This window comes from Hahella chejuensis KCTC 2396 (assembly GCF_000012985.1).
Classification (GTDB): domain Bacteria; phylum Pseudomonadota; class Gammaproteobacteria; order Pseudomonadales; family Oleiphilaceae; genus Hahella; species Hahella chejuensis.
Map to the genome: position 1 here is coordinate 5,185,280 of NC_007645.1, position 19,403 is coordinate 5,204,682.

The 19,403-nt window shown below is 55.6% G+C and carries 17 protein-coding genes and 1 pseudogene; 8 read left to right on the top strand and 10 right to left on the bottom strand.

Annotated elements, in window-relative coordinates:
- Positions 1-16 precede the first annotated feature (16 nt).
- From HCH_RS22595 to HCH_RS34865, 3 genes and pseudogenes are all read right to left on the bottom strand, one after another.
- Positions 17-1,516 carry a sigma-54 interaction domain-containing protein gene (locus HCH_RS22595; protein WP_011398778.1) on the bottom strand — a complete coding sequence of 500 codons (1,500 nt, stop codon included), beginning with the start codon at positions 1,514-1,516 and terminating at the stop codon, positions 17-19.
- On the bottom strand, positions 1,509-1,712 hold the full coding sequence (locus HCH_RS22600; protein ID WP_011398779.1) for a helix-turn-helix domain-containing protein: 204 nt from the start codon (positions 1,710-1,712) through the stop codon (positions 1,509-1,511). The genes HCH_RS22595 and HCH_RS22600 overlap by 8 nt, the downstream gene beginning before the upstream one ends.
- A 136-nt stretch (positions 1,713-1,848) precedes the next feature.
- Positions 1,849-2,025, bottom strand: a pseudogene (locus HCH_RS34865) (integrase core domain-containing protein); the annotation flags it as partial.
- 724 nt (positions 2,026-2,749) lie between these two features.
- On the opposite strand from HCH_RS34865, the gene HCH_RS22610 reads away from it, so the two are divergent.
- The gene (locus tag HCH_RS22610; protein ID WP_011398781.1) at positions 2,750-3,319 is read left to right on the top strand and encodes an NADPH-dependent FMN reductase; all 570 of its coding nucleotides are present in this window, start codon (positions 2,750-2,752) and stop codon (positions 3,317-3,319) included.
- An 83-nt stretch (positions 3,320-3,402) separates the two neighbouring features.
- Positions 3,403-4,065: an SDR family oxidoreductase gene (locus tag HCH_RS22615; RefSeq protein WP_011398782.1), complete on the top strand. Its 663-nt coding sequence runs from the start codon at positions 3,403-3,405 to the stop codon at positions 4,063-4,065.
- Positions 4,066-4,160: 95 nt separating this feature from the next.
- Here the strand turns inward: HCH_RS22615 and HCH_RS22620 are convergent, their stop codons facing one another.
- The 3 genes from HCH_RS22620 to HCH_RS22630 are packed head-to-tail and all read right to left on the bottom strand — an operon-like array spanning position 4,161 to position 7,460.
- Positions 4,161-4,751: a nucleotidyltransferase family protein gene (locus tag HCH_RS22620; RefSeq protein ID WP_011398783.1), complete on the bottom strand. Its 591-nt coding sequence runs from the start codon at positions 4,749-4,751 to the stop codon at positions 4,161-4,163.
- A gap of 25 nt (positions 4,752-4,776) precedes the next feature.
- Entirely contained in the window at positions 4,777-6,975 is a 2,199-nt protein-coding gene (locus HCH_RS22625) for a xanthine dehydrogenase family protein molybdopterin-binding subunit (protein ID WP_011398784.1), read from the bottom strand.
- Positions 6,976-6,986: 11 nt separating this feature from the next.
- Positions 6,987-7,460, bottom strand: coding sequence for a (2Fe-2S)-binding protein (locus HCH_RS22630; RefSeq protein WP_011398785.1), 474 nt, complete (start codon positions 7,458-7,460; stop codon positions 6,987-6,989).
- A 226-nt stretch (positions 7,461-7,686) separates the two neighbouring features.
- Between HCH_RS22630 and HCH_RS22635 the strand changes: the two genes are divergently transcribed.
- The gene (locus HCH_RS22635) at positions 7,687-8,817 is read left to right on the top strand and encodes a hypothetical protein (RefSeq protein WP_011398786.1); all 1,131 of its coding nucleotides are present in this window, start codon (positions 7,687-7,689) and stop codon (positions 8,815-8,817) included.
- A 13-nt stretch (positions 8,818-8,830) separates the two neighbouring features.
- Here the strand turns inward: HCH_RS22635 and HCH_RS22640 are convergent, their stop codons facing one another.
- Complete coding sequence (locus HCH_RS22640) at positions 8,831-10,168, bottom strand: sphingomyelin phosphodiesterase (RefSeq protein WP_011398787.1); 1,338 nt, start codon at positions 10,166-10,168, stop codon at positions 8,831-8,833.
- Positions 10,169-10,360: 192 nt separating this feature from the next.
- On the opposite strand from HCH_RS22640, the gene HCH_RS22645 reads away from it, so the two are divergent.
- The gene (locus tag HCH_RS22645; RefSeq protein WP_011398788.1) at positions 10,361-11,386 is read left to right on the top strand and encodes a DUF2804 domain-containing protein; all 1,026 of its coding nucleotides are present in this window, start codon (positions 10,361-10,363) and stop codon (positions 11,384-11,386) included.
- A 73-nt stretch (positions 11,387-11,459) separates the two neighbouring features.
- Here the strand turns inward: HCH_RS22645 and smrA are convergent, their stop codons facing one another.
- Positions 11,460-12,041, bottom strand: a complete 582-nt coding sequence (gene smrA / locus HCH_RS22650; RefSeq protein WP_011398789.1) for a DNA endonuclease SmrA — start codon at positions 12,039-12,041, stop codon at positions 11,460-11,462.
- A gap of 129 nt (positions 12,042-12,170) precedes the next feature.
- Entirely contained in the window at positions 12,171-12,560 is a 390-nt protein-coding gene (locus HCH_RS22655; RefSeq protein WP_202945268.1) for a TM2 domain-containing protein, read from the bottom strand.
- A 211-nt stretch (positions 12,561-12,771) separates the two neighbouring features.
- Here HCH_RS22655 and HCH_RS22660 point away from each other — a divergent pair, with 211 nt between their 5' ends.
- Positions 12,772-13,509, top strand: coding sequence for a M48 family metallopeptidase (locus HCH_RS22660; protein WP_011398791.1), 738 nt, complete (start codon positions 12,772-12,774; stop codon positions 13,507-13,509).
- Positions 13,510-13,546: 37 nt separating this feature from the next.
- On the opposite strand, the gene HCH_RS22665 is transcribed toward HCH_RS22660, so the two are convergent.
- Positions 13,547-15,022, bottom strand: coding sequence for a methyl-accepting chemotaxis protein (locus HCH_RS22665; protein WP_011398792.1), 1,476 nt, complete (start codon positions 15,020-15,022; stop codon positions 13,547-13,549).
- 722 nt (positions 15,023-15,744) lie between these two features.
- On the opposite strand from HCH_RS22665, the gene HCH_RS22670 reads away from it, so the two are divergent.
- From HCH_RS22670 to HCH_RS22680, 3 genes are read left to right on the top strand one after another with little or no spacing between them, the layout of a single operon-like run.
- Entirely contained in the window at positions 15,745-17,187 is a 1,443-nt protein-coding gene (locus HCH_RS22670; protein WP_202945269.1) for an AMP-binding protein, read from the top strand.
- A complete protein-coding gene (locus HCH_RS22675) occupies positions 17,184-18,563 on the top strand; it encodes a membrane protein (protein WP_011398794.1) in 1,380 nt (459 codons plus the stop codon). The genes HCH_RS22670 and HCH_RS22675 overlap by 4 nt, the downstream gene beginning before the upstream one ends.
- 11 nt (positions 18,564-18,574) lie before the next feature.
- A complete protein-coding gene (locus HCH_RS22680; RefSeq protein ID WP_011398795.1) occupies positions 18,575-19,360 on the top strand; it encodes an enoyl-CoA hydratase/isomerase family protein in 786 nt (261 codons plus the stop codon).
- The last annotated feature ends 43 nt before the right edge of the window (positions 19,361-19,403 follow it).

Sequence of the window (19,403 nt, forward strand, 5' to 3'; positions counted from 1 at the left end):
TTGCGTGCCATTTACGCTAGATCATGTTTAGTTTCTTCATTTTATTTTCGAGTGTCTGGTAATTATTCATGCCCAACAACTGAGCCGCCTTGGTTTTTTTACCTTGGGAAGCCTCCAGCGCCAGGGGAATATAGTGACGCATCAAATCATCACATAACTCTTGTATATCAACACCTTTATTCACATCTCTATCCAGAAGCCCGGTGTTCTTTTCAGGCATTTGGAATAGTGATTGGCGAATATCGTCAGCACTGATGGTATCCCCCTGACACCAAAGTGCAGACCTCAGCAATGAAGACTGAAGCTCTCGGACATTGCCACGCCAGGGTTGCTTAAAAATAAGATTTTTTGCCTCAGCAGAAAGTTTTTTATCTTCCAGACCAACATCTTGTTCTCTGAAAGAGGCCAGCAAAGCTTCAGCCAATAGGGAGAGGTCGCCTTCCCTCTCCCGCAATGGAGGCAAGTGCAGTACACCCACAGCCACCCGATAGAACAAGTCTTCGCGAAAAGTACCGTTGGCAACGGCCTCCAGAAGGTTGCGATGGGTGGCGGTAATCAAGCGAATATCCACCTTTTGCTCTTTCGTTCCACCGACGGGGAGATAGGTGCCTTCCTGCAACACTCTCAATAGGCGTACTTGTACCGCAGACTCCAATTCGCCAAACTCATCTAGAAACAGAGTCCCCCCATCTGCCTGCTGAAATACGCCGGACTTATCGGCTACCGCACCGGTAAAAGCACCTTTTAAGTGGCCAAACAGGACGGAATCCACCAGTTCTGGAGGGATAGCCCCACAATTTAGGGCAATGAAGGGCTTGCCAGCTCTGCCGCTTGCATTATGGATCGCGCGTGCGAACAGCTCTTTGCCGGTGCCGGTTTCCCCATAGATCAATATGGGCACTTCCCGCTGGGCCAGAATCTGGGCCTGTGCCTTGAGTGTAAGCATGCGGGGGTTGCGAGTGATGATATCATCAAAGGCGGCATCAATAGGGGCTGCGGCTTCCGACAACTGATTAATTTTCGCACTTCCCAACCCCCTCACAGCCGGAACGTATTCCACCGATAGCTCAAAGGGGATATCCACTTCCTGCACCCCCTGCTCTTTGGACGACTGATAGAATCGACATGGATAGCGGGTTTTACCCAGCAAAATCCACACGGCCTGCATGGCCGGAGTACCAGGGCTTAGCAGAATCGATAACAGCCGTCCCTCTGATGCAAGCCCGGCCAGGTGCTGATTGGTCTGAATATAGATTTCATCGAAATTGACTGGCGATGTGAGTGAAACTGACTGCGCATTGATTGGTGTGGCGACCAGCTCCTGAAGCCAGTCCAAATATGGCTGTACTTGCTCTTCCGGGTAGTTGTAGAGCAACTCAACGGCATCAAAGGTATGCGCTTTAAGTGTGGCGGCGAGAGGTCCAAGTGCCTGGCTATCTGTTCCGGTGTTTCCAGTAGACTTCAGGTCATTACCACCTATCCAGCTAACCAGAGTATGGGGCTTAGCCTTACTCATTGGTGAACTCCAACATGTCAGCGATGTTACATTCGAAGAGTTGGCAAAGTTTATCCAGGGCTTCGATATCAATTTTTTGTGCTGTCTCCTTATACATAAGGGTCACAGTGTTCCGGCTTAAGCCGGTTTCGCGCAAAACATCGGAGATCTTCATTTTTCGCTCACCCATCAGGCGAGCGAGGTGGCAACGTATCATTATCGGACTTTACTGTGTACACAATAAGGCCCGATCATAATTCATTAAGATGAAAAAATTAAAGATAATATGAAATATTTCTAGACTAACAAAAACATAAACTGGGATATGGACATATAGTGTAAACATCCCCTAATTAGCGACATTCATAATTAGAGTTTTCCAGCCCTTGGTGTTTAGCTAGACATCCCCATTGCGTCAGATCATTCAAGGCATCATGGGCGCGCTCTTCGTTGTATTCCCTGATCCAGATCTCTGTCAGCTCCCGCACATCAGTGAGACTTTTAAGCACGTACATATTGAGAACTTCATCCCGGTATGTCCGTCAACATAAAAGTTCTGCGTGGGCTTTCCCAGTTGGATAAACTCCAGTTCTAAATCATGATTTTCTGCTCAGATCTCCAACGCGATCGAGATGAGTTCGGGGCAGTAGTCCATGCGAAATTTACTTGGCGACCGGTTTCCACTTTCTTCAGAGTCTTCACGATCTGACTTTCTGTGTATCGAGACTTTTTCATTGGCTGTTCTCCGTATTGCACTAGTTTACGCTAGAGAGTTCTAGGGGGGATATGCCCCAAGTTTGGAGGGGGTTTACACTGAAACGGGCAGCTGTGGCCGGATATGTATAAAGGCATTGGAGTATTGACTGCTCACCCGATCATAAATTGCAGGGGCCTGAAATTCATTTTGTGGCCTCCCCTTTACCGTATGGAAAGTTTAGCGACCACACGAGACTATAAGTCCCCCAGCTAGCAAGTTCAGCACATTAGGGGATGACTTAGCATACTTACGAACAACAAGATATCAGCAGGCCAGACTAGCAAACACCCAAAAACGAGAGGATACAGTCAAGGGAAGCGAACAAGAAAAAGCCAGCAATAGCAATATATTACTGAGGTCATCAAGAATATCGGCTTACTTTTTCTACTCAATCTATTGGTTTTTCTCTAAGAATCCCGGGCGGCGAAATTTAGAGGTGGAGCGAAGCCCTCTGCGTCGGTATTCTTCGAGAAATCTACTCAACTAAGGAGGTCGATGTGAGTAAACCCAAAATTCTCGTTTTCGCAGGCAGTCTGCGTAAAGATTCTCTAAACAAGAAACTGGCTCGCGCGGCGGGTCGCTATGCGGAAGCCGCCGGCGCCGAGGTGACCTTTCTGGATCTGGCGGATTATCCTCTTCCCATTTATGACGGCGATATAGAAAGCGCCTCCGGCATACCGGAAAACGCGCTCAAGCTTAAGCAGATTCTCGCAGCCCACGATGGATTCATCCTGTCTTCTCCTGAATACAATGGCGGCATCAGCGGCGTTTTGAAGAACGCGATCGACTGGGTGTCGCGCCCGTTGGAGGGCGAACCCTCCATGGCGGCGTTCAAAGACAAGTGGGTGGCGTTACTGGCCGCCTCTCCCGGCGCCCTGGGCGGCATTCGCGCGCTGCCGATGGTCAGAACCATACTATCCGGCATTGGTTGCATGATGATGCCTGAACAGGTAGCCCTGGGGCAGGCCAATAAAGTTATCGACGCCGACGGCGCCATCACTGACGAAGCCGCCGCTTCCCGAGTGCAACGCCTCAGCGAACGACTGGTCCGCTTCGCCGCCAAATAACCGCATCGCGCCTTGTATCCTTTGCAGAGCGTCCCCATCTCCCTGGGGAACCCTCCATTCATCAAGGATACAAGGAGCACAACATGGCTCACGTCGTCATTACCGGCGCCAATCGCGGCATCGGTTTGGAACTGGCGCGTCTTTTCAGCCAACGGGGCGATAAAGTCACCGCTATCTGCCGACGCGCTTCCGACGAGTTGCAACAACTGAACGTGACCGTTTTGACCGATATCGACATCAGCCAGGACGCATGCGTAGAACAGATTCGCCAGGCCCTGACAGGACAAACCGTCGATATTCTCATCAATAACGCCGGCCTGCTGCATCATGAAACACTGCCCAGCCCCAACTGGGACACCATGCGCGCGCAATTCGAGATCAATACCCTGGGCCCGCTGCGCGTCACCAGCGCGCTGCTGGAGAACTTGCACAAAGGCGGCAAGGTGGGATTGATCACCAGCCGCATGGGGTCAGTGGAAGACAACAGCTCCGGCGCGTACTACGGCTATCGCATGTCCAAGGCGGGCCTCAACGCCATTGGCAAATCTCTGGCGCTGGATCTGAAAAGCCGCGGCGTGGCGGTGGCGTTGCTGCACCCGGGCTATGTTATTACGGACATGACCGGGCATTCCGGGGATATCACTCCCGACGTAGCGGCGAAGGGACTGGCCGCGCGCATAGACGAACTGACGTTGGAGAACTCAGGGAAGTTCTGGCATGCGAATGGGGAATTGTTGCCCTGGTAAGCCGGACAAAAATGTAAGGCCGGGCGGCTGTCGCCCGATGAACTCGCCCTGTCCCGCGGGATGCGCGAGACAGGGTTCAGAACGCGAAAGCTCGTTCAGGACAAAGAGTACGCAACCCCTTCCTGCCGCGCTTCGTGGATATCATCCGGGGTATCCACATCACACAGCACCCCGCGATCCTCCACGTCCAAACGCAATAACGCATCGCTATAACGCTGCAACACCGACTTCGCCCCGGCGTCGCCGCCCAGAGCCATCAATTGCGGGTAAAAGCGACGCCCGAAAATCACCGGATGCCCCTGCCGCTCGTGATAGAAAGGCGCGACAATGCGTTCTTCCCCGCCACGCTCATGCAGCGCCGCCAGTGTGCCGGAGCGGATGTAGGGCATATCCGCCAACGCCACGCCGCAAAACATCCAGTCTTTTACTTGCGACACGCCCCAGGCCAACGAGGCGCCCATACCCGCTTCTGCGTGGGGGCAAACCGTATAGGGGACGTCAAGGCGATCCAACAATGCAGTGACGGCGTTGTGACCAGGTCTGACCACCGCCAGCAACGGTTGCTCCGTCGCCGTCAATGCCGCCAGAGTGTGCGCCAGCAACGCACGTCCGTCTCTCATTTGAGCCGTCAGTTTGTCCGCGCCGAAGCGGCGGCTCTGTCCTGCGGCCAGCACCAACCATCCCATAATTATTATAATCTCCCGGCTATATTTATGTTTTCAGCCGCAACGGCAGGTCGCGCAAGCGTCGTCCGGTCAGCCTGAATACGGCGTTGGCCACCGCCGGCGCTATGGGCGGCGTTCCCGGCTCTCCTACTCCGGTGGGAGCGGCGTCACCACCAACCAGCACCACATCGATTTCCGGGGTTTCATTCATGCGCAATACCGGATAATCATGAAAGTTTGATTGTCTCACCGCACCCTGAGTATGGGTTATCTCCCCATACAGAGCCGCTGTCAAGCCGAAAATGACGCCGCCTTGCATTTGTGCGATCACCGTATCAGGATTCACCGCCAATCCGCAGTCGACGGCGCACACGACCCGATGCACCCGGATGGCGTCGTTTTCCACGGACACTTCCGCTACCTGCGCGACATAGGTTCCAAAGCTTTTATGGCAGGCTACCCCGCGCGCTCTGCCAGGCGCCGGCGGGACATTCCAATCCGCCTTCTGCGCCGCCGCGCGCAACACTCGCCTATGACGCGGATGGTCGCGCAGCAGTCGCTCCCGATAGGCGACCGGGTCTTGCCCGGCGTGATGAGCTAGCTCATCGATAAAACTCTCCACCACAAAGGCGTTGAAGGAATGGCCGACAGAGCGCCAATAACTGATAGGGACGCCGGAATCCGCTTTCATGTGACGCACGCGGATGTGGGGAATGGCGTAAGGGAGATCCTCCGCGCCTTCATAGGCGCTCTGATCCGGCGTAACCATCTTCGCCACGCCAGCGGCCATGCGCACCATAGCCTGTGGCGCCCATCCCGGAGCGACGGCTCCCGCAGCTTCCTTCGCGTAATGATCGATAACCCGCGGCGCCGCAATGTCGTGGGTCCAGGCGAGCGCGTCGCCATCGGGAGAAAACGCCGCCGTCAGGCGATGCAATGACGCCGGTCGAAATAAGTCATGCTGAATGTCTTCCTCTCGCGACCAGATCAATTTCACCGGGCGATCGAAATGCTGCGCGATGGAGACGGCTTCGCCGACGAAATCCTGACTCAGGCGACGCCCGAATCCGCCGCCGATAAACGTGGTGTGAATATGAATGTCGGCGGCGGACAAACCGCATTCTCTTCTGGCCACCGCCCGCGCCACGTCAGGCCCCTGAGTGGGCGCCCATACGTCGCAACGCCCGTCCCGAAACCAAACCGTACAGTTTTGCGGCTCCATGGTGGCGTGGGCGAGAAACGGGGCGCGGTATTCCACTGTAATCCTGTCCGAAGTCGACGCCAGCGCGCGCGCCGCATCGCCTTCGCTACGAACGGCATCGCCGCTTTCCGACGCCAGCGTTTGTCGGTAGAGATCAAATACAGACGCAGTGTCCAGCGCACCCAGTTCGCCGGAGTCCCACTCGATCTTCAGCTTGTCCCGAGCCTGACGGGCGCGCCAGTATTTATCCGCCACAACAGCAACGCCACGAGGGACCTTTATGATCGCCGCCACACCGGGCATATTTCGCGCCTCGCGGTCATCCAGCGCGCGCACAGTTCCTCCCGCCGCCGGAGCGCGCGCCATCACGGCATACAACATATCCGGCAATTGCACGTCGATGCCGAAGTCGGCGCGCCCGAAGCTTTTCAGGGAGGCGTCCAGGCGCTGGTTGTACTTGCCGATGTAGCGGTACTCTTCCGGCGACTTTAGCGTGATGTTAGCGGGCGCCGGCTGCCGCGCAGCCAGTTCCGCCAATTCGCCGTATGTCAGAGATGAGTCGGCTGTGCGCAGCCGACAGACGCCATTTTCAGCGATAACCGACGATGTCGGAACGCTCCAGACCTGCGCAGCGGCGGCGACCAGCATGGCCCGCCCCATGGCCCCTGCCTCCCGCAATCGCACCCAGTTGCTGCTCAAACTGGCGCTGCCGCCGGTGATTTGCATACCGAAGTCAGGTTGTTCATAGGCGGAATCCACCGGCGCAAACACCACTTCTATTGCGGCGGGATCAACATCCAGCTCCTCCGCCAGCAGCGTACACATTCCCGTGTAGGTTCCCTGTCCCATTTCCACCCGATCCAGGGTCAGAATGATGCGATTGTCCGGCGTGATCTCCAGCCAGGCGTTGGGGCGCAGCGAGCCCGCCTCCGTCCCCTGTGGCAGCGACGCGCACCCAGGCAACTGCAAGGCGACCAACAGACCGCCGCCAACGCTGACGGAAGCCCGAAGCAGGTCTCTGCGGGATAATGCAATGGTCTCCATAGCCTCTCCCTCTATTCCTGACTTTGGTTTTGATTTAATTGCGCCGCCGCTTTATGAATGGCGGCGCGAATGCGGGGATAGGTTCCGCAGCGGCAGATATTGCCGGACATGGCGTTGTCGATATCCGCATCGGAAGGTTGGGGGTTTTTCGCCAGCAGAGCGCAGGCGGACATAAGCTGCCCGGATTGGCAGTAACCGCACTGGGGCGTGTTCAACTCCACCCAGGCGCGCTGCAACGGATGAGGCTGTTCGGGATCGCCAATGCCTTCGATGGTGGTGATCCGACGCTCCCGGGCGACTGCCGCCGGAGTAATGCAGGAACGAATGGGCTCTCCGTCCAGGTGCACGGTGCAGGCGCCGCATAGCCCCATGCCGCAGCCGAATTTGGTTCCCGTCAATTGCAGCTCATCGCGGATCACCCAAAGCAGAGGGGTGTCCGGCGTCACATCCACCTCTCTTTGTTTATCGTTCACAGTTAATTTCATAAAAACGCCCTGTTCGCATTTTGTTGTTATGATGTCCGAAAGACTAAATGACCACCGGTCATTTGTCTATCTGATAACCGAAAGCGCTGAAGTTCACATGTAGGCGCTTACTTTCGCTCTTTGCGCTTATAACCGTGGCGCCGCACACAACTTTTCCTTATAGTTCGCGTAGTTAAAACATAATGTTTTGTCAGGTAGACCTTTGCGCTAAGGGAGTTCGCTGAGCATGAAGCCGACGTTGGCAATCAAGCAGTTTGTCTTTGTCTGTATCACATTATCTTCAGGCCTCGCCTTCGCCGAGCGCTTATCCATGACCCCGGATTTTCTGGATTACTTTTCCGTCAATCCGCCACGCACCACGCTGCCTTCCGCCTCGGAAAGAGAACTGCTGGAGCGCTATAAGCCGCGCTTTTTCGCCGCGGAAAGGCAAACGCTGTTTATCGACTTCTATCGCGATTACATCGCCCACGGCCGTCTGTATGACAAACACGGCGTGCTGATCAGCGACGACGTCAGCCCGGAAACGCTCAATAAATTCACCTACAACCCTGACGTCTGTTTTTTCTACGACGGCGATGGCGCGGCGACCCGGCAAGTCGCCTACGGCCGGGTCGACTATGACAACGTCGGGCTGGAGGACGCCAAGACCTGGACCTTTCTCACCTATAACCTGACCTTCGCCTATTCCGGGCTTCCAGTAGGCATGCCGGGCTGGAAGTCCATCATGCTGAACGTACTGGGGGACACCCGCCATTGGCGCAGCCCGGATCAGTATGTCGCCGCCACGATTGCGCTGGATAACGAGCAGCGCCCCGTGGCCGTCACCCTGCAACAGCATGACTACCTGACTACCTACATTCTGAATAAAGATTTACATCTGCCTGAAGATGGCCGCATCCTGTTGGACATCGCCAGGTCATCCAACGAGCTCTACCCTCACTCCCCATCGGAACAGAGACGCCGCGCCGCTACCGCTATGACGCCCGACGACGCGAAATATCTGATCTATGGGGATGATCGTCCGTTTCTGGGCGGCATGGACATAACCCATGGACAGGTGGAAATCGAATACACACTGATTGCGCTGCCGCCGGACGACGCCTTTTATCAGTTCAAAGGCGAGCTGGGAGAATCCCATATGCTGTGGGACCGCGACGCTCCGTCCGGCGCCGATTACAACATCGCGCCCGCTCTTAAGCCCAAGTCCATCGCCATGGCTGCGGGATACCGCCGCGAAGACGATCAGGATTACCTCCAGCTACTGCAAGACTGGCGGGACAGCGGCTATGGCAAGCTGCCCGACCATGTCAAAACCGCTTTCATGCGCCGCTTCACCGAGGATCTGTCGGCGCCATGATTGGCGCCGGAATCTATTCCACCGGATTGGCCGGCAACGGAAATACAAACTCGCCTTCCACAGGGAAGTGATCCGATAAATCCCAGGACGTCCAATGTTCCCATTGGATGAACCGGGGAATGCGCACCCGATTATGAGAATACACCGGCGCGACATGGGAGTTGGACGTCAGCACGTAGTCCAGGTATTCCGTCAGCTGGGAATCCGCAAACGTATTCACGCCGCCATCGTAGGAGTGCGGATACTGGCTCTGCGAAGGCGGCTCGGAAGCGTCCAGAATCGCCAGCATATCCTGATGCTCCGCCGGGAAGTTGAGCTTATCCACATTGAGATCGCCGGCGATGATCACCGGCTCGTCCGCGGCGGCGCCTTTGCTGTCGACAAAGGCTTTGTATTGTTGCAGATGCCAGCGCCGCAGAGCGACATCCTCTTCCCCCGTATAGGCGTGGGTATGCGCGCCAAACAGATGGTAAATCTGACCGCCCTTATCGATTTTGGCGTAATTGGCGCCTTTCGAGGCGAAGCATCCGTCATTACGGCAGCCTTCATAGACCATGGCGTCCTGCGCCAGAATCGGCCAGCGACTGGCGATAAAGCTGCCTCCCGTCAGAAGGCGTCCCAGCTTGAACGGAATTTCCGTCAGATAGGGATATTCCGCCTGCAGGTCGCTGCGAAAGCGCGCGGTAAGAATGGGATCGAACACTTCCTGAAACACCACGGCGTCGTAGCCTTTCACGGCCTCAGCCATGGTGGCGAGACGATTGGAGGTATTCTTTGACATCAAGCCCGGCAATAACGCCCAGGCGTTATAGGTGAGCACTTTGAGGTGATTGCTTTGCGGAATGCGTTCGCTGAGGGTCCAGTCATTATTAATGACGTAGTAGACGTCGTCTCCGCCGGGTCGGGCGTACTGCGAGCGATACGCCAAGTGGCTGTCCACCCCGTCAAACTCTCTGGGGATGGCGTGAATGTCGCGGTCGTAACGCCAGGGGTCGTCGTCCGCCGCAATCCACATTTTGCTGAAATTCCAGGTTCCTTCGAGTTTCTGCCGCAGCAGCGCCGTACTATTACGCCCCATTACGGTGGTGTCGAAAAAGTAGGTTTTACCCCACTTGATGCCCTGGTCACGGTTGAAGCGCAGAATTTTTACCGTGGCCAGGGGCGGAACCTCCGTCTCCAGCCGATCCCATTCCACACCCTCCCGGATGTTGTCGTAACCGCTTTGCGCGGTGCTCAGAGTGACTGTCTCCATCGTGCTGTTGGTCAGGTAGATATAAGTCTCCGCCCAGGACCATCGCGTCAGCAGTAAAAACATCGCCGCTCCCGCAAGCCATTTATATAATCGCCGCATCTCCGTCCTCCCAAGATTGTTATTTTTATCGTCTCTAAGAAGTCAGTGGGCGGAATGTAACAGAACGTCATCAACATAATCGGACCTGAATCACAGATTTAACCCTGTTAAATTAACATTAAAATGAAAACGGAATAGCCTCTGTCCTGGCGTACAACACCTGAAAACATAAAAAAACGCATGTGAGACAATATGACAAGCTTCCACACCCCCATTCTTATTGGCGAGGACGGCCAACCTGCATGGGGCCGTTTTTCCCAGCCAGTCGGGCAGATCAACTACTGGGATTATGATCTGCGCACTCCTATGGACCAAGCCGTAGGCCCCTTCTTCAAAGAAAAGAAGTTCAATCAGTTTCAATTTTTCGGCCTGCTCAGCCAGGATTTGATTATCGGCGTCGCCATCGTTGACCTGAAATGGGTTTCCAACGCCTTTCTCTACTGCTTTAACGGCGCCACCGGCGAGTATGAGGAATTCAGCTTCCTGCAGCCGCTTGCTCGTAAAACTCAGTTTAGCGTCACCCCGGACAACGGCGACGTGAGCTTCGGCAACGGCAAAAGCGAACTCTACTTCAATAACTTCCCTTCCGGACACAAACTCGACGTCGTTCTGCAAAGCGGACTGCAACTCTCCGCCTACCTGGATTTCGGCGTGCGCCAGGACCCTCTGCGCCTGTGCTGTCCCGCCGGATACAACGGCTGGGTCTACACCCAGAAAAGCGCTGGCCTGCCGGTGAGCGGCCACCTGATCTGGAAAGGACACAAGTACCTGCTGGAGCACATGGGCATGATGGGGTCCTCAGACTGGTCATGCGGCTTCATGCGCCGGGAAACCGTATGGAAGTGGGCCTGCGTCAGCGGCGTGGATTCCACCGGCCGTCGTCTGGGGCTGAACCTGGCCAACGGCGTCAACGAAACCGGCATGACGGAGAACGCCATGTGGTTGAACGGCATGATGCATCCACTGGAGCCGGTGCGTTTCCGCTTCAACCGCCGAGAGCCTTTCCAGCCCTGGCGGATTTACTCGGAAAGCAAAAAAATCGATCTCACGTTCACGCCGCGAGGATGCCGCCGCGACAAAATCAATCTGTGGCTGCTGGCCTCCAACTTCCGGCAAATGTTCGGCAGCTACAACGGCCGCATCGTCACCGCTCAGGGCGAAGCTATTGATATTATCGATCAGCCCGGATTCGCTGAAGATCACTATGCGAAGTGGTGAGAACAAGCCGGATCGGTGAGAGGCAGGCTGAAAACACGACGCCGGCTCCAAGCCGGCTGCGCTTTCTCAAAGATTAGCGGGAACCGAAACGTTCCCGGTTATTCTGCTTTTCACGGTCGCTTTTGCGCAGCAGGACATAGACTGCGCCGGAACCGCCATGCTGTTTTTGCGCGCTGTGAAACGCCAGTACTTCGTCGAATTCCCGCAACCAGCGATTAACGTAACTCTTGATAACCGCTTCCTGATTCTGATTACGGTCGCCCTTGCCATGCAGGATGATCACCGTGCGTAAATCGTAACGCAGACAATCGCGCACAAACTGGAACACCTCTACCCGCGCTTCCTCCACCGTTTTGCGATGCAGGTCCAGGCGCGCTTCGATCTGGTACTGGCCGAGCCGGAGCTTTTTATACACCCCATGCTGCACGCCATCTTTTTTGTATTCGAGCAGGTCGTTGCTTTTCAGTATCTCGACATGGTCGTCGGAACTGAGAAAGTTAAGATCCAGCAGCTTGTGCCTGACGGCGGCTTTACGGCGAGCTTCCTGTCCGGGCGTATCTTCCTTGGCTTTCTTGACGTCCGCCTGATTATGGCGGGGCAATGGCTTGACCCCTGACATTTCTTCGGCAAAAAGATCGTCTTTATCTTCTTGCATGGTACTACCCTCTTCTACTGTTAAGCCTGCGCCCGCATCCCTTCTGCGCCATCTTGCTTCGTTCTAACATCTTCGCCCGCGCCGACGCAAGCCGTCCACTGATTAAAGACATGGCTTTGCGTTAGCGACTCAGGAACCGTTTACTTCAGAAATCTGGTCATTCAGGGTCCAGAAATCATAAAGGATGCCTAAACCAAGCAAACCGCCGGTCAACAGGTACAGCAGACCGGTCAGCCATTTGCCCATGTAAAAGCGGTGTACGCCGAAAATGCCCAAAAAGGTCAAAAGTATCCAGCTCACCGTGTAGCTGGTGGCGCCGTCTTTAAAGCGACGATCCGCTGCGCGGTCCATAGAGGGGATCAAAAAAAGGTCAATAATCCAGCCAATGCCCAGCAGGCCGAGAGTGAAAAACCAGATAGTGCCGGTCACGGGTTTGCCGTAATAAAAACGGTGAGAACCGGTAAACCCGAAAATCCACAGGATGTATCCCATGGCTTTGGAATGCGTGTCATTTTGCATATGCGTCATATTTCTGCTGTAAAGTGGATTTTCCATGTTAATGAGACTGGTTAATGGGGTCGGAAGCCCATATATCAACCAGATCACCGTATTTTTACATACCTGGCGGGGAAGCCGCCAAGCGCGGCGAAGAAACGCGGATTAACGCCATCCCGTCCGGCGCCGTTAGCGGTTACAATGCCGGCAGCAGATTTGAGAGACCCCATTGCCGATGACAAACAACGCCTCCGCCATCAACCTGCGCACGCATCCGGCGCTGGACCTGCAGTATCAACTGCTGCGCTCCTCCCGCCGTAAATCCGTCGTGATCGAAGTGCATCGGGACCAGAGCGTCAAAGTCCGCGCGCCGTTGCGCGTCAGCCAACGGGACATTCATCGCCTGCTGGGAGAGAAAATTCACTGGATTCGTATGCAGCAGCACAAACAGGCGCTGCTTCCGCAACCTCAACAGGCTCCCGGTTACACCGCTGACAGTCGTCATTATTTCATGGGCGCGGAGTTCAGTCTGACGTACCAGTCCGGTTTACGCACTCTGGCGTTGACGGAAGACGGACGCATCTGTCTGCCCGGTCGCTATCAAGAGAACCCGGCCCAGGCGGAAAAGTACCTGAATACCTGGTATCGCAATCAGGCGCAGGTGTTATTAGAAGAGCGCCTGGCTTTATGGAATGAGCGTATCGCCGCCTGGAATGTGGTTCAGCCCACCCTGCGCCTGCGGGTCATGCGACGTTATTGGGGAAGTTGTAACCGTAAGGGCATGATTACCCTGAATGTGAATCTGGTGAAAATCCCGCTGCCTTTGATGGACTATGTAGTGACCCACGAACTGTGCCATCTGCGGGAAATGAACCACAGCCCCCGTTTTTACGCGCTACAGGAACAGTTGTTGCCGGAGTGGCGCAGCCTGCGCAAGGAAATCCGGCTCTGGGAGCAGCGGGTTTTGCCCTGACGCGCTACGGCGAATATCGATTTTCATCACCCAGCCTCTATTTGACCTTCATCGCCTTCACCAAGCGCTCCAGCGTAGTGGCCTGCGTGTGGATGGATTTGCTGCTGGCCGCGACTTCTCCGGCGATCTGCGAGGTGTCCCGGGTGAGATTACGCATTTCCTGCAGGTTGTCATTCATGGCGCCCACAGTGGCGCCCTGCTGTTCAACCGCAGTGGCGATCAGGGTGTTCTTCTCCAGAATGTCCCGCACCAGCTCTTTCACACTGGTCAGCAGCCCGACCGTGTTTTGCGCGCCAGCGAGACACTTCTCCGCGTCTTCCCGCCCCTCCAGAATGCCCTTCTCCACCTTCTTCTCCAGATCCTGAATGGCGTTGACGATGGAGTCGATGCCCTCGCTGGCGGTGTAGGCGCGGGTGGCCAGGGTTCTTACTTCGTCCGCCACCACGGCGAACCCGCGTCCCTGTTCGCCCGCTCTGGCCGCTTCAATGGCGGCGTTCAGCGCCAACAGATTGGTTTGTTCGGAAATACTGGTGATCTCGCCGGTGGAGGACTGGATTTTCTGCGTATCCTCGTTGAGCTGATTGGTCAGATTGACCAGCGAGTCCACTGATTTAGCCAGTTTAGCGATGGCGACTTTGGAATCCTGCGCCTCTTTTAGTCCGGATTCGGTTTTCGCGTCGGCGTTGCCGGACATCTCCCTCGTTTCATCCGCGTACTGCGCCACCTGCTGCGCCGCGTCCAGCATCTGCTGCATGGAGTCCGCCACGCTTTCGGTCTGGTTGGCCTGACGGGACATCTGATCGCGGGTCTTTGTGGAATACTGCGCCAGCAATCCCACTTCCTGCTGCAGCGTAGCGACGGCGTTATGAATCTGCAGCACCGCTTCCTGATAAGTTTGCTGCATCTGGTTGAAGGCGGAGGCCATTTGCCCCACTTCATCCTCACACTCGATCGGCACCCGCAGCGTCAGGTCGCTCTGGCTCTGCGCCTGCAACATAATGGACTTGAGTCGATTGACGTGGCGCTCCACGAACGCAATCAACAATTGCGACGCCACTAGCAGCAGACACATCAGAACAAAAACAATCCCGGCGAACGCGGGCGCCTGATCTTTGAATACCTTCCATAAACTGGGCGCGGCGCCCAACGCCACTTTCACTTTACCGCCGTCACGCAGATAGGCCACCACCTTGTCAGGCTCGTCCGATAGCAAAGTCTCCGCAGACTGAGTCAGAGTCCGGGGTTGCGTCGCCGCATTGCTGGAAATAGTGCGTACGATATCGCGCCGCAATGCATTGGAGGGTAACTTGTCCAGTTCATAGACGCGCAATGGTCCGACGGCCTCTCCGGCCGGCGCCCGCACCACCTCTACCAGTTCTCCCGCAAGCAGCTCGATATTACTGTTATGAGATAAGCGCATGGAGGCCAATACCAACGCCAGCATAATGCCGAACGAAACCGCGTTGACCAGCCAAAATTTATATCTAAGACCGACATTTGTGAGCCAGGACATTCGCACCACACTTGGTTATTGGGTTTACAATCGGCCGCCCACGCCTCCGCCTGAGGCAAAAACAACGACCTCGTAGCAAGTGTAGTACAAAGGTAAAAAAATTTTTTGATTCAAGCCGTTAATCAGATTCCTTAGCGCAACGCCATAGATAGAGCGACCCCGATCACTTCTTCAACCAACGTCCTCCCAACCCCAGACTAACCCCGTGCGCTTACAAATAAGTTTACTTGTATTTTTAAATTAAACTATCAGCCCTTGGATATAACCTCAACTTAAATTTCAATTATTTATACATTTTCATAAATTAATTCTGAACTTTTCCCAACAATAAAAGTCGTAACCAAAGTATTAATTCCCCATTTCGACGGGAACTAATCTCAAAGAGAAAAGTTAAATAAAAAGTTAAATATATAAAGAAACGGAGAATATTCGCCGCTTCACCTAATCCATTTGTTTTACAACGATCATAGTCCATTGACATCAGGCTAAAAAAGGCTTGAAGGGTTTCTTTCGCCCTGTCAAAAGATAAATAAAAGGAGAGACTTATGAACTTCACCGCTTCCGTCATTCAAACATCAGAACTGTCCCAATCTATACAGAAATTTCGTTTAGAACCTCTGCAAGGTTTATCACCCAAAGATCAAATGAAATTTATTCAATATGGCCAGGGCGAATATAAAACGCCGCCCTTTAGCAATATATATTTAGCCATAGAACAAAGCATGAAGACCTTTGCGGATCAAACCGCCGTGGAACACCTGGGCGACAAGATCAGTTACGGCGAGCTGCAAAAACAAGTGGACTTTCTCGCCGCCGTTTTGATTTCGGCTGGCGTAAAAAAAGGAGACCATGTCGCGCTGTTTGTTCGTCGCTCCATCCCCATGGTGGTTGGCGTTCTGGCGACACTCAAGGTCGGGGCGGCCTACGTGCCGCAGGACGTGAAGATCTGCCCGCAGGAGCAGTTAAAGCTCGTCGCGCAATCCTCCGCCGCCAGAGTGATGCTTACCCTTTCCGAATACTATAACAGCGTGCCGGTTCCTCCAGACTGCGAGCGCCTGTGTATCGATGAAATCCTGAGTCGCCGGACACTCGCCGATAGCGCCCCTGTTCCTCCGTCTTTTCCGACAGTAGAGGAAGGTGACGCCTGCTTCGTGCTGTTCACCTCCGGCACCACCGGCGCGCCCAACGGCGTGAAAGTCACTCATGGCAATGTCTGCAACCTGCTACTGACCGCGCCGGGCGATCTGGGTATTCAACCCGGGGATAAAGTCGCGCAGATTTTGAATATCGCCTTCGACATGGCCGCCTGGGAGATCCTGACCACCCTCGCCCACGGCGGGGAATTGATTATCCGCGGCTGCGATTTTCAGGAAACGGTCAGCCGCGCCAATGTGGTGATCGCAACTCCCAGTATTTTGAGCAAACTCGACCCCGCCGCCTGCCCTGACCTGCGGGCGGTCGCCGTCGCCGGGGAAGCCTGCCCCGAGCCGCTGGCGAGAAAATGGGCCGCCTATTGTGAGTTCTATAATTGCTGCGGCCCCACTGAAGTGACCATTGTGAACACCATGGGACGCTACCTGCCGGATCAGGGTCCGCTGAGTATCGGAGCGCCCACGCCGAACAATACGGTCTACATCTTAAACGATTCACTAAAACCCTGCGCCATCGGCGAAGTGGGAGAAATGTGGGCCGGCGGCGCCTGTGTCACAGCGGGCTATATCAACAATGATGTGCTCAATGAAGACCGCTATCGCCACGACCCCTTTCTGGATAACGGCGGCAAAATGTTCCGCACCCGCGACCTGGGGCGCTGGCTGGAAAATGGCGAACTGGAACATTTGGGACGCACCGACGATCAGGTCAAAGTCCGGGGTTTCCGGGTCGAGCTGAACTCGGTTTCCTGCGCCATAGAAGCCTTGCCAGGATGTCAGCAGGCGGTGGTGATCAAACATACCAGCCGCGATCTGGCGGCGTTCGTTAAACCCGCCAGCGTCAATCCTGTGCTGGTAAAACAGGCCGTCGCAGCGAAGCTCCCCTACTACTGCATCCCCGATAAAGTCCTTACTCTGGATGAGTTTCCCATGACCCCGCGGGGCAAGGTCGATAAGCAGCACCTGGAGGAAATGCTGGCGAATATCCCCGCCTCACAGGAGGTCCCGGTATGACGGCTTCGCTATCCAAAACCGCACTGCAATATGCGCCCAAGGCGCCGCCGCAGAAAAAGCACATTGACCTGTCCCGCATCAAGATGCCGCCACAACACCCCTGGCACAAGTGGGCCCGTCATCCTAAGGTGATACCTTATAACCGTCTCGCCATACTGATGACCGCCTTGAACATTGGCGCTCTGTATTGGCTGACAAATGGCGGCTGGCGCATAGACCAACTGCCGATGGAAACCGTGCTGAACGGCGCCCTTGTCAATTTCACTATCGCCATTCTGATTCGACAGCAGTATGTCATTAACGCGCTGTTCGCCATCGCCACCAGCATGCCCACGCATTGGCCGCTGAGGTGGCGCTGGGCCATGGGCAAGGTGTATCACTTTGGCGGAATCCATGTCGGAGGATTCTTTTGCGGTACGTTGTGGTACGCCGCATTCACGCTTTTCAGCCTGCTGGGAAGCTATACCGCTCTACCCTCGTCGATTCCCATATTGGCGTCTGTTCATCTGAGCATACTGACGCTGATGATCATTCTGGCGTTGCCCGCCCTTCGCGCCAAATATCACGATCAGTTCGAGTTCTCCGCCCGCTTCGGCAGTTGGGCGTCCGTTCTCCTGTTTTGGGCGCAGACGCTTGTTCTGAGTGCAGCGGCGCACCCTGTCAGCGAGCTGCCGTCTGTGCTGGCGACCTCGCCTCAGGTGTGGGCGCTGGCGGCGGTGACCCTCAGCATCCTGGCGCCCTGGCTGCGTCTGCGCAAAGTGGAAGTGACCATCCACAAGCCCTCGAACCACGCCGTCATCGCCGACTTCAATTATGGCGTGACGCCCTTCGCCGGCTCATCGACGGATCTCAGTTTGAACCCGCTGTTTGAATGGCATGCATTCGCCAATATCCCGTTGCCGGGACGGGAAGGTTTTCAATTGGCCATCTCCCGGGCTGGCGACTGGACGGGAGCGTTTATCGATAACCTGCCCCGAAAAGTGTGGGTCAAGGGCATCCCCACCGCAGGGGTCGGCAATATCGAAACCCTGTTCAAAAAGGTGGTATGGATCGCCACAGGCAGCGGCATCGGCCCCTGTCTGCCGCACCTGGTTGCGCAGGGCGTGCCGGCGAAGCTGGTATGGGCGACGCGCAACCCACGCAAGACATACGGCGACGAGCTAGTGGACGACATCAAGGCCGCCCACCCTGACGCCCTGATCTGGGACACCGACACCCACGGCAAACCTGACCTCGCCAGACTCGCTTATCTGGCTTATCGCGATACCGGCGCCGAAGCGGTTATCTGCATCTCAAACAAAAAGGTCACCTGGAACGTTGTTTATGAACTGGAAAGCCGCGGCATTCCCGCCTTTGGCGCCATTTGGGATTCTTGAGGAGATTGATCATGACTGCACTAACACAACAAACCAGCGTCAACGGCGTCACAACCTTGACCATCAACCGTCCGGATAAACTGAACGCCTTATCGCCGGCGCTTTTTGTCGAGCTGAAAGAAATACTGCTGCGCCTGCAGGAGCCGGGGTTTCCGGTTCGCGGAGTGATTCTGACCGGCGCAGGCGAAAAAGCGTTCATCGCTGGCGCGGATATCGCCGCCATGCAGCAAATGTCCCCTGAAGAAGGTGAACAGTTCGCAGCACAGGGACAGGAGATTACCGAATTACTGGAGGCGTTGCCGATTCCGGTCATCGCCTGCGTGAACGGCTACGCCCTTGGCGGCGGCTGTGAGCTGGCCATGGCCTGCGACTTCATCTATTGCACCGAGCGCGCGCAATTTGGCCAGCCGGAAGTCTCATTAGGCCTGACGCCCTGCTTTGGCGGCTGCGTGCGTCTGAGCCGTTTCGTCGGCGCCGGACGCGCACGCGAACTGATCTATACCGGCCGCCGCATCGACGCAGGCGAAGCGCTGAGAATCGGCCTGGTCAACCGCGTGTTCTCCGACGCCGACGCCATGTTGGCCGCCGCCCGGGATATTCTCCTGCAATGTAAAAGTCAGTCTCCTGTGGCTATTTCCCTGTGCAAACACACCATCAACGCCAGCTATGGGCGCACCACGGCAGAGGCCCTGGAAGTGGAGAAAAACGCCTTTCGGCGCACTTTCGAAAGCGCGGATAAGCAAGAGGGCGTGAAGGCGTTTGTTGAAAAGCGTCCTGCCGTTTTTCCCGCGTATTGACAGGGAAACGGACGACGGTCGTACGCCGTCGTCCTTAATGCAA

Excerpts from the sequence above, each read along its gene's own strand:
- HCH_RS22595 (WP_011398778.1), bottom strand. The coding sequence starts at position 1,516 with ATGAGTAAGGCTAAGCCCCATACTCTGGTTAGCTGGATAGGTGGTAAT.
- HCH_RS22600 (WP_011398779.1), bottom strand. The coding sequence starts at position 1,712 with ATGATACGTTGCCACCTCGCTCGCCTGATGGGTGAGCGAAAAATGAAG.
- HCH_RS22615 (WP_011398782.1), top strand. The coding sequence starts at position 3,403 with ATGGCTCACGTCGTCATTACCGGCGCCAATCGCGGCATCGGTTTGGAA.
- HCH_RS22620 (WP_011398783.1), bottom strand. The coding sequence starts at position 4,751 with ATGGGATGGTTGGTGCTGGCCGCAGGACAGAGCCGCCGCTTCGGCGCG.
- HCH_RS22625 (WP_011398784.1), bottom strand. The coding sequence starts at position 6,975 with ATGGAGACCATTGCATTATCCCGCAGAGACCTGCTTCGGGCTTCCGTC.
- HCH_RS22630 (WP_011398785.1), bottom strand. The coding sequence starts at position 7,460 with ATGAAATTAACTGTGAACGATAAACAAAGAGAGGTGGATGTGACGCCG.
- HCH_RS22635 (WP_011398786.1), top strand. The coding sequence starts at position 7,687 with ATGAAGCCGACGTTGGCAATCAAGCAGTTTGTCTTTGTCTGTATCACA.
- HCH_RS22640 (WP_011398787.1), bottom strand. The coding sequence starts at position 10,168 with ATGCGGCGATTATATAAATGGCTTGCGGGAGCGGCGATGTTTTTACTG.
- HCH_RS22645 (WP_011398788.1), top strand. The coding sequence starts at position 10,361 with ATGACAAGCTTCCACACCCCCATTCTTATTGGCGAGGACGGCCAACCT.
- smrA (WP_011398789.1), bottom strand. The coding sequence starts at position 12,041 with ATGCAAGAAGATAAAGACGATCTTTTTGCCGAAGAAATGTCAGGGGTC.
- HCH_RS22655 (WP_202945268.1), bottom strand. The coding sequence starts at position 12,560 with ATGCAAAATGACACGCATTCCAAAGCCATGGGATACATCCTGTGGATT.
- HCH_RS22660 (WP_011398791.1), top strand. The coding sequence starts at position 12,772 with ATGACAAACAACGCCTCCGCCATCAACCTGCGCACGCATCCGGCGCTG.
- HCH_RS22665 (WP_011398792.1), bottom strand. The coding sequence starts at position 15,022 with ATGTCCTGGCTCACAAATGTCGGTCTTAGATATAAATTTTGGCTGGTC.
- HCH_RS22670 (WP_202945269.1), top strand. The coding sequence starts at position 15,745 with ATGAAGACCTTTGCGGATCAAACCGCCGTGGAACACCTGGGCGACAAG.
- HCH_RS22675 (WP_011398794.1), top strand. The coding sequence starts at position 17,184 with ATGACGGCTTCGCTATCCAAAACCGCACTGCAATATGCGCCCAAGGCG.
- HCH_RS22680 (WP_011398795.1), top strand. The coding sequence starts at position 18,575 with ATGACTGCACTAACACAACAAACCAGCGTCAACGGCGTCACAACCTTG.